Source organism: Pseudomonas sp. GM48 (genome assembly GCF_000282335.1).
In the GTDB taxonomy this organism is placed as follows: domain Bacteria; phylum Pseudomonadota; class Gammaproteobacteria; order Pseudomonadales; family Pseudomonadaceae; genus Aquipseudomonas.
This window is the reverse complement of the sequence record NZ_AKJM01000015.1, coordinates 21,469-29,932: the sequence shown is the minus strand read 5'-3', so window position 1 is coordinate 29,932 and position 8,464 is coordinate 21,469. Positions and strand designations below refer to the sequence as shown.

Below are 8,464 nucleotides of genomic sequence, written 5' to 3'. Positions count from 1 at the left end.
CGGTGACCAGGCCACCGAACAGCGTGCGGCCCTTGAAGCGGGTGACGCGCGTCAGCACGAACGCGGCTAACGTCCCTAGTGCGACTGCTGCGATGGCGGTGTAGCAGGCGATTTCCAGCGAGCGCACCACCGAGCCCATCAGTTGCGAGTTGTCGAGCAGGCCGGCGTACCACTTGAACGACCAGCCACCCCACACCGTCACCAGCTTCGAGGCGTTGAACGAGTAAATCACCAGAATCAGCATCGGCAGGTAGATAAACGACAGGCCGAAAATCAGCATGAACTTTGAAAATCCGAAGCGTTTCATCCCCGTGCCTCCATCTCTTTGGCCTGGCTGCGGTTGAACAGCAGAATCGGCACAATCAGGATCAACAGCATCACCACCGCCAGGGCAGACGCCACAGGCCAGTCGCGGTTGTTGAAGAACTCTTGCCACAACACACGGCCGATCATCAGGGTTTCCGGGCCGCCCAGCAGTTCCGGAATCACGAACTCACCGACCACCGGAATGAACACCAGCATGCAGCCGGCGATGATGCCGTTCTTGGCCAAAGGCACGGTGATTTTCCAGAAGCTGTTGAAGGTGCTCGAACCCAGGTCCGACGCCGCTTCCAGCAGGCTCTGGTCATGCTTGACCAGGTTGGCGTACAACGGCAGCACCATGAACGGCAGATACGCATACACCACGCCGATATAAACAGCGGTGTTGGTGTTGAGGATCTCGATCGGTGCCGACGTCAGCCCGGTCCACATCAAGAACGCGTTGAGCAGACCGTTGTTGCTGAGGATGCCCATCCACGCGTAAACACGGATCAGGATCGCGGTCCAGGTCGGCATCATGATCAGCAGCATCAGCACGTTCTGCGCTTCCTTGCTGGCCTTGGTAATGGCGTAGGCCATCGGAAAACCGATCACCAGGCACATCAGGGTGCTGAACAGCGCGACCTTCAACGAACCGAGATAAGCCGAGAGGTACAGCTCGTCCTGGCCCAGCAAGGTGTAGTTGCCGATGTTCAGCAACAGTTGGAATTTCTGCTCGGCGTAGGTGTAGATCTCCGAGTAGGGCGGAATGGCCAGGGCTGCTTCCGAGAAGCTGATCTTCATCACCAGGAAGAACGGCAACATGAAGAACAGGAACAGCCAGATGAATGGAATCCCGATGACGAACTTGCGCCCGCTGGGGACCAGTCTCAGAAATTGCTGATTGAAGGTTTTCATGCGCGCAGTACCACGCCGCTGTCGTCTTCCCACCACACGTAGACCTGATCGTCCCAGGTCGGACGCGCACCACGGCGTTCGGCGTTGGCCATGAACGACTGGACGATCTTGCCGCCAGGCAGCTCGACGTAGAACACCGAGTGGCCGCCGAGGTAGGCGATGTCATGCACCTTGCCGCTGGACCAGTTGTAGCGGTTGTCCGGCTTGACGGTGCTGACCAGCAGTTTTTCCGGGCGGATCGCGTAGGTGATCGACTTGTCCTGCACCGAGGTGCTGACGCCGTGACCGACGTAGATCTTCTGCTCCAGGTCCGGGCTGTGGATGATCGCGTGACCTTCCAGGTCTTCCACCACAGTGCCGTCGAAGGCGTTCACGTTGCCGATGAATTCGCAGACCATGCGGCTGACCGGTGCTTCATAGATGTCGACCGGGCTGCCGATCTGGGCAATCCAGCCCAGGTGCATGATTGCAATGCGCTGGGCCATGGTCATGGCCTCTTCCTGGTCGTGGGTCACCATCACGCAGGTCACGCCAACGCGTTCGATGATTTCCACCAACTCAAGCTGCATTTGCGAGCGCAGCTTTTTATCCAGTGCGCCCATCGGTTCATCGAGCAGCAGCAGTTTCGGACGCTTGGCCAGGGAGCGGGCCAGGGCCACACGCTGGCGCTGGCCGCCGGACAGTTGGTGCGGCTTGCGCTTGGCGTATTGGGTCATGTGCACCAGTCGCAGCATTTCCTGCACCCGGGCCTCGATTTCGGCGGCTGGCAAACGGTCCTGCTTGAGGCCGAAGGCGATGTTCTGCGCCACTGTCATGTGCGGGAACAGCGCGTAGGACTGGAACATCATGTTGATCGGTCGTTCGTACGGCGGCATGTCGGTGATGTCGACACCGTCGAGCAGAATCCGGCCTTCGGTCGGACGCTCGAAACCGGCGAGCATGCGCAGCAGGGTCGATTTGCCGGAGCCGGAACCACCGAGCAGGGCGAAGATTTCACCCTGGTGGATTTCCAGGGACACATCGTCCACGGCTGTGGTTTCGTCGAATTTCTTGGTGACGCGATCGACTTTCACCAACACCTTTTTCGGTGCCTGGTGACCTTCAATAGCCTTCCTGTAAATGCTGGAGGCGTTTGCCATGTGAAACTCCCAACAGGTTTCAGTCGCCCGGCCAACACGGCCCGGCTTAATAGTGGATTGCAAACCCGGATCAGATGATGTCCGTCAGTTCAACGCAGGCCCCTGTGGGAGCGGGCTTGCTCGCGAAAGCGGTGTGTCAGGCGACATCTGTGCTGACTGTGTCGCCGCCTTCGCGAGCAAGCCCGCTCCCACAGGGGGACTGCATCTGGCTGACCGGCATTGCACTCTGGCCGGGTTTATTCGGCGTCGCCGTCCTGGCTGCCTGGGTCGTACTTGTTGTTATCGCAGTGTGTTGTTTTCGCGAGCGGGGCACGCAAAAGCGCCTGCCCGCTCGCGGTGGGCCGTTAATTGATCGAATCAGGTTTCAGGTCGTCAGCTCGAGTGACGCAGCGCCGCCCGTTGCCGGCAGGCTTCGCCGAACGCCTGGAAAATACTCAAATAAGGAGGGTTGTTCAGGACCTGCCATTCCGGGTGCCATTGCACGCCGAGGGCAAATGCCGGGCTGTGCTCGACGGAAATCGCCTCGATCAGGCCATCGGGCGCGACGGCTTCGGCGCGCAGGCCGGGTGCGAGGCGGTCGATGCCCTGACTGTGAATCGAATTGACCTGGAACACCGCAGGCAGGTCCAGCGCTTCGAACACACCGCCAGGCTGCACATTCACCGCATGGGCCGGCGCGTATTGCACGGCCAGGTCCGGGTGGTTGGCTTCACGGTGATCAAGGAAGCCAGGCAGTTCATGGACTTTCTGATGCAGGCTGCCACCGAACGCCACGTTCATCTCCTGAAAACCGCGGCAGACGCCGAGCACCGGAACGCCGGCAGCGATGGCTGCGCGGATCAGGGGAAGGGTGGTGCGATCCCGCTGGGGATCGTGTTCCGTGCCGGGAGCGCTGTCGGGGCCTTGATAGTGGAAGGGTTCCACGTTCGAAGGCGAGCCGGTCAGCAACAGACCGTCGAGCTGCGGCAGCAGGTCATCGATTTCGGTCAGTTCAGCCAAAGAAGGAATAACGACAGGCAGCCCCAGCGCCGCAACGCTGACAGCACGCAAGTACTTGTCGCCGCTGATGTGGTAGGGGTGCAGGCCAATCTGTTTGACGCACGCAGTAACGCCGATCAATGGCTTGAGTGCCATTTTTATCACCTCGAAGTTTCACACTTGAACGAGCTTTTCCGGAGCTTAGCCTTGTTGATTTTAATTAACAACTCTCATGTAAAAAATTCTAAACGCCACACGTCCGATCTTCAGGATTTACGCGTGTTTGAGGGCGTATCTGGCACTCTCGTCCTTCTGAAAGGCCCGAAAATAAACGTTGAAAGGCCAGGTGTTCGCTATTGACTTCACTTTGCCTTTCGGATTGACTGGGCTCGTGAAAGGGCGGTGAACATAATAATTAACAGTAAAAAATAGGTGCATCATGTCGGTCCCTCTGCGTGCCGTTCAACTCAACGAAGCAAACGCATTCCTTAAGAAACATCCTGAGGTTTTGTACGTCGACCTTCTGATTGCGGATATGAACGGTGTGGTGCGCGGCAAGCGCATCGAGCGCACCAGTCTTCATAAGGTTTACGAGAAAGGCATCAACCTGCCGGCGTCTCTGTTTGCTCTGGACATCAATGGCTCCACGGTGGAAAGCACCGGCCTGGGTCTGGACATCGGCGACTCCGACCGGATCTGCTACCCAATCCCGGGCACCCTGAGCATCGAACCCTGGCAGAAGCGCCCGACTGCGCAACTGCTGATGACCATGCACGAACTGGAAGGCGAGCCATTTTTCGCTGACCCGCGTGAAGTGCTGGCCAATGTTGTGCGCAAGTTCGACGACATGGGCCTGACTATCTGCGCCGCGTTCGAACTGGAGTTCTACCTGATCGACCAGGACAACGTGAACGGTCGTCCGCAATCGCCACGTTCGCCGGTATCCGGCAAGCGTCCGATGTCGACCCAGGTGTACCTGATCGACGACCTCGACGAATACGTCGACTGCCTGCAAGACATCCTCGAAGGCGCTAAAGAGCAGGGCATCCCGGCTGACGCCATCGTCAAGGAAAGCGCCCCGGCGCAATTCGAAGTCAACCTGCATCACGTGGCTGACCCGATCAAGGCGTGCGACTACGCGGTTCTGCTCAAGCGTCTGGTGAAGAACATCGCCTACGACCACGAGATGGACACCACCTTCATGGCCAAGCCGTATCCGGGCCAGGCGGGTAATGGTCTGCACGTGCACATTTCGATTCTCGACAAAGAAGGCAACAACATCTTTGCCAGCGAGGATCCCGAGCAGAACGCCGCGCTGCGACACGCAATCGGCGGTGTGCTCGAGACCCTGCCGGCGCAGATGGCGTTCCTTTGCCCGAACGTCAACTCGTACCGTCGTTTCGGCGCACAGTTCTACGTGCCGAACTCGCCGAGCTGGGGCATCGACAACCGCACGGTGGCCGTACGTGTACCGACCGGTTCGCCGGACGCCGTGCGTATCGAGCATCGTGTAGCCGGCGCCGATGCCAACCCGTACCTGTTGATGGCTTCGGTACTGGCCGGTATTCACCACGGCCTGACCAACCAGGTCGAGCCGGGCGCCCCGGTAGAAGGCAACAGCTACGAGCAAAACGAGCAGAGTCTGCCGAACAACCTGCGCGATGCACTGCGCGAGCTGGACGACAGCGAAGTCATGGCCAAATACATCGACCCGATGTACATCGACGTGTTCGTGGCGTGCAAGGAAAGCGAGCTGGCCGAGTTCGAGAACTCCATCTCCGACCTTGAGTACAACTGGTACCTGCACACCGTCTGACGGCCAAAGCGGTGTGCGCACTCCTTGAGTACACCGCCAATTAAATGTGGGAGCGGGCTTGCTCGCGAAAGCGGTGGATCAGTCAACACTGATGTCGCCTGACACTCCGCCTTCGCGAGCAAGCCCGCTCCCACATGGGATTGCATTTCAATTCAGTCCGACGACTACTCATTCCCCTGCGTCGAGTCACAACCATGACAATTTCTCGCAGCGACTGGGAGCAACGCTTCCAGTCCCTAACAATCGAAGGTCGCGCATTCATTGACGGCCAATACTGCGCGGCCGCCAGTGGCGCGACGTTCGAATGCATCAGCCCGGTGGATGGTCGATTCCTGGCGAACGTCGCCAGCACCGACGAAGCTGACGCCAACGAAGCGGTCGCCGTCGCGCGTCGCACGTTCGAATCCGGCGTTTGGGCCAACCTGGCCCCGGCCGAGCGCAAGCGCGTCCTGATCCGTTTCGCCGACCTGATCCTGGCGAACCAGGAAGAGCTGGCCCTGCTCGAAACCCTCGACATGGGCAAACCGATCAGCGACTCCATGAGCATCGATATTCCGGCGACCGCCAATGCGATCCGCTGGACCGCCGAAGCCATCGACAAGATCTACGACGAAGTCGCCGCCACGCCCCACGATCAACTGGGCCTGGTGACGCGCGAAGCGGCCGGCGTGGTCGCGGCCATCGTGCCGTGGAACTTCCCGCTGATCATGGCCAGCTGGAAATTCGCCCCGGCCCTGGCAATGGGCAACTCGTTCATCCTCAAGCCTTCGGAAAAGTCGCCGCTGACCGCGATCCGCATCGCGCAGCTGGCACTGGACGCCGGCATCCCGAAAGGCGTTTTCAACGTCCTGCCGGGCTACGGTCACACCGTCGGCAAGGCGCTGGCGCTGCACATGGACGTCGACGTGCTGGCCTTCACCGGCTCCACGGTGATTGCCAAGCAGCTGATGATCTACGCCGGCCAAAGCAACATGAAACGCGTCTGGGCCGAAGCGGGGGGCAAGAGCCCGAATGTGGTGTTCGCCGACGCGCCGGATTTGCGTGCGGCAGCACAGGCAGCGGCCAGTGGCATCGCCTTCAACCAGGGCGAAGTCTGCACCGCCGGCTCGCGTCTGCTGGTGGAGCGTTCGATCCGCGAGCAGTTCATTCCATTGTTGGTGGAAGCGCTGCAAGCCTGGAAACCGGGTCATGCGCTCGATCCTGCGACTACCGTCGGCGCGGTTGTCGACCAGCGTCAGCTGGACAACGTATTGCGCTACATCGGCATCGGCAAGGAGCAGGGCGCCGAACTGATCGCAGGCGGCACTCGCACCCTCGAAGACACCGGTGGCCTGTACGTGGAACCGGCGATTTTCGACGGCGTGACCAACGCCATGACCATCGCCCGGGAAGAAATCTTCGGCCCGGTGCTGTCGGTCATCACCTTCGACACTGCTGAAGAAGCCCTGGCGATTGCCAACGACAGCATCTTCGGCCTGGCCGCAGGCGTGTGGACCAGCAACCTGAGCAAGGCCCACACCTTCGCCCGTGGCTTGCGTGCCGGCAGCGTCTGGGTCAACCAGTACGACGGTGGCGACATGACCGCGCCGTTCGGCGGGTTCAAGCAGTCGGGTAACGGTCGGGACAAATCGCTGCACGCGTTCGACAAGTACACCGAACTCAAAGCGACCTGGATCAAGCTCTAACACCTTTTAAACGGCGGTTGCCGGCACGTTGCCGGTGGCCATCGGAGAAACCTATGAAACAAAGCTCTGTGAAACAAACGCATGTAAACAGCTACTACGCCGCCACCCGCAACTTCACCGGCGATTTCCCGGTGCTGGAAGGGGCGGTGGACTGCGACGTCTGCGTGATCGGCGCTGGCTACACCGGCCTGTCCTCGGCCCTGTTCCTCGCCGAAGCGGGCTACAGCGTGACCGTGCTCGAAGCGGCCAAAGTCGGCTTCGGCGCCAGCGGTCGCAACGGTGGCCAACTGGTCAACTCCTATAGCCGCGATGTCGATGTCATCGAAGAGCGCTATGGCGACAAGACCGCCGAAGTCCTCGGCAGCATGATTTTCGAAGGCGCCGACATCATCCGTCAGCGCATACAGCACTACGACATCCAGTGCGATTACCGTCCCGGCGGCATCTTCGCGGCGATGAACAAGAAGCAACTCAAAGGCCTGGCCGAGCAGAAGAAGAGCTGGGAGCGTTACGGCAACAAGAACCTGACACTGCTCGGCGAAGCCGACATCAAGCGTGAGGTGGGCTCCGACGCCTACGTCGGTGGCCTGCTGGACATGCAGGGCGGCCACATTCACCCGCTGAACCTGGCACTCGGTGAGGCTTCGGCGATCATCGGCCTGGGCGGCAAGATCTACGAGCAATCGGCGGCAGTGGAAATCAGCTACGGCGAGCCAATCACCGTGCGCACGGCAAAAGGCGTGGTGAAGGCCAAGTACCTGCTGATCGCCGGCAACGCCTACCTGCCGCAGGGCCTGGACAACCGCGTGACCAGCAAGAGCATGCCGTGCGGTTCGCAGATCGTCGTCACCGAACCGTTGTCGGAAAAACAGGCCCGCAGCCTGATCAAGAACAACTACTGCGTCGAAGACTGCAACTACCTGCTCGACTACTACCGCCTGACCGCCGATAACCGCCTGCTGTACGGCGGCGGCGTGGTCTACGGCGCGCGCGAACCGGACGACATCGAACAACTGATCCGCCCGAAAATCCTCAAGACCTTCCCGCAACTCAAGGACGTGAAGATCGACTACCGCTGGACCGGCAACTTCCTGTTGACCATGTCGCGCATGCCGCAATTCGGCCGTATCGAGAAAAACGCCTACTACATGCAGGGCTACAGCGGACACGGCGTCACCTGCTCGCACCTGGCCGGCAAACTGATCTCGGAAATGATCCGCGGCGACGCCGAGCGTTTCGACGCGTTTGCATCCTTGCCGCACATGCCGATGATCGGCGGGCGCACCTTCTCGGCGCCGTTGACCGCCCTCGGCGCCGTGTACTACTCGCTGCGCGACCGTTTCGGCATCTAAGCTTTACCTCGCCGGCGGCGTCCCTAAAAGGGCGGCGCCGGATTTTTATCTGAAACACCGCTGTCCCCCTGTGGGAGCGGGCTTGCTCGCGAAGAGGCCATATCAGCCAAAATAGATGTCGCCCGACACACCGCTTTCGCGAGCAAGCCCGCTCCCACAGGTTGTGCGACTTCATGGCAAACGGCTATTTTTTCTGCCGTTTATCGAACCTGCTGAGCATTACCAACAAACGTGATTTAATAGCCGCCTTTCACGTTTCCGGGACCGGAAAACGGC

The 8,464-nt window shown here is 60.1% G+C and carries 6 protein-coding genes and 1 pseudogene; 3 read left to right on the top strand and 4 right to left on the bottom strand.

The window, feature by feature from the left end:
- The 4 genes and pseudogenes from PMI28_RS25915 to PMI28_RS25930 all read right to left on the bottom strand — a co-directional run.
- A pseudogene (locus tag PMI28_RS25915) lies at positions 1 to 307 on the bottom strand (putrescine ABC transporter permease PotI); the annotation flags it as partial.
- Positions 304 to 1,218, bottom strand: coding sequence for an ABC transporter permease subunit (locus PMI28_RS25920; RefSeq protein WP_007982156.1), 915 nt, complete (start codon positions 1,216 to 1,218; stop codon positions 304 to 306). The pseudogene PMI28_RS25915 and the gene PMI28_RS25920, both read right to left, overlap by 4 nt.
- The gene (gene potA / locus PMI28_RS25925; protein ID WP_007982155.1) at positions 1,215 to 2,357 is read right to left on the bottom strand and encodes a polyamine ABC transporter ATP-binding protein; all 1,143 of its coding nucleotides are present in this window, start codon (positions 2,355 to 2,357) and stop codon (positions 1,215 to 1,217) included. The genes PMI28_RS25920 and potA overlap by 4 nt, the downstream gene beginning before the upstream one ends.
- Positions 2,358 to 2,729: 372 nt before the next feature.
- Complete coding sequence (locus tag PMI28_RS25930) at positions 2,730 to 3,491, bottom strand: gamma-glutamyl-gamma-aminobutyrate hydrolase family protein (RefSeq protein WP_007982152.1); 762 nt, start codon at positions 3,489 to 3,491, stop codon at positions 2,730 to 2,732.
- A gap of 283 nt (positions 3,492 to 3,774) precedes the next feature.
- Between PMI28_RS25930 and PMI28_RS25935 the strand changes: the two genes are divergently transcribed.
- The 3 genes from PMI28_RS25935 (at position 3,775) to PMI28_RS25945 (ending at position 8,188) form a co-directional block, all read left to right on the top strand.
- On the top strand, positions 3,775 to 5,151 hold the full coding sequence (locus tag PMI28_RS25935; protein WP_007982148.1) for a glutamine synthetase family protein: 1,377 nt from the start codon (positions 3,775 to 3,777) through the stop codon (positions 5,149 to 5,151).
- A 194-nt stretch (positions 5,152 to 5,345) separates the two neighbouring features.
- A complete protein-coding gene (locus tag PMI28_RS25940; RefSeq protein WP_007982145.1) occupies positions 5,346 to 6,836 on the top strand; it encodes an aldehyde dehydrogenase in 1,491 nt (496 codons plus the stop codon).
- A gap of 53 nt (positions 6,837 to 6,889) precedes the next feature.
- A complete protein-coding gene (locus tag PMI28_RS25945; RefSeq protein ID WP_007982142.1) occupies positions 6,890 to 8,188 on the top strand; it encodes an NAD(P)/FAD-dependent oxidoreductase in 1,299 nt (432 codons plus the stop codon).
- Positions 8,189 to 8,464 lie beyond the last annotated feature (276 nt).

What these genes read in the sequence shown, in the direction of transcription:
- PMI28_RS25920 (WP_007982156.1), bottom strand. Translation starts at nt 1,218, where the DNA reads ATGAAAACCTTCAATCAGCAATTTCTGAGACTGGTCCCCAGCGGGCGC.
- potA (WP_007982155.1), bottom strand. Translation starts at nt 2,357, where the DNA reads ATGGCAAACGCCTCCAGCATTTACAGGAAGGCTATTGAAGGTCACCAG.
- PMI28_RS25930 (WP_007982152.1), bottom strand. Translation starts at nt 3,491, where the DNA reads ATGGCACTCAAGCCATTGATCGGCGTTACTGCGTGCGTCAAACAGATT.
- PMI28_RS25935 (WP_007982148.1), top strand. Translation starts at nt 3,775, where the DNA reads ATGTCGGTCCCTCTGCGTGCCGTTCAACTCAACGAAGCAAACGCATTC.
- PMI28_RS25940 (WP_007982145.1), top strand. Translation starts at nt 5,346, where the DNA reads ATGACAATTTCTCGCAGCGACTGGGAGCAACGCTTCCAGTCCCTAACA.
- PMI28_RS25945 (WP_007982142.1), top strand. Translation starts at nt 6,890, where the DNA reads ATGAAACAAAGCTCTGTGAAACAAACGCATGTAAACAGCTACTACGCC.